We start from the raw sequence: 703 nt of genomic DNA on the forward strand, positions 1-703 counted from the left end.
AGGGCGGCGAGCAGATGCAGCAGGGTGCTTTTCCCGGCGCCGGTTGGGCCGCTGATCAGACTGATGGTCCCCGGTGCGAAGGCCACATCGAGTCCCTTGAGGATCGACGCCTGGCCGGCCGTTTCCGTGGGCCAGCCGAAGTCCATCGCCTGGCAGACCAACCCGGCGTCTAATGCCATGGGGTGCTCTCCAGGTCGGTTCCGGGATCCCCGGCGGCGGCCCGCAGGGTGGTGAGAAAAACGGCGGCCAGGTAGGGCAGCCCCACCATGGCGATGATTTCCAGTACGATCAGGCCGGCGCCGTGGCTGTCCAGGACAAGCATGGGCAGCATTTGGCCGCCGGTGATCCAGCGCGCCGTGATCCCGGCCAGCGGCGGCCAGAAGACCATGCCGACGGCTGCGGCCATGCCCCCCAAAAGGGCCGGGGTGGCGATGATCAGCGCCTGGAACACCTGCAGGCGGACGAGATCGCCGGTGGTCCAGCCCATGGATTTGAGCAGCGCCTGATGAGCCCGATTGCCACGACGCTCCACGACCACGGCGGTGACGATCAGCAAAAGGGCCAAAAGGGCCGGGACACCGGCCAACATACCCACCGCACCCTGCCGCAGCGCGCGGGTATGAAAGTCAAGTGCGCTGCTGCTGCGGTCGGTGATCCGGACGGGCCAGGGCAGGGCGGCGGCCAGGTCGGCCTGGATGGCCTG

The 703-nt window shown here is 68.3% G+C and carries 1 protein-coding gene; it reads right to left on the reverse strand.

All coding sequences use genetic code 11. From position 1 onward, the window contains the following. Positions 1 to 169 precede the first annotated feature (169 nt). Positions 170 to 703 (reverse strand): FtsX-like permease family protein (locus JCM12296_RS40875; protein WP_172684294.1); only part of this gene is annotated, 534 nt, incomplete at its 5' end.

The sequence above is a fragment of the Desulfosarcina cetonica JCM 12296 genome, assembly GCF_001311845.1.
Lineage (GTDB): Bacteria > Desulfobacterota > Desulfobacteria > Desulfobacterales > Desulfosarcinaceae > Desulfosarcina > Desulfosarcina cetonica.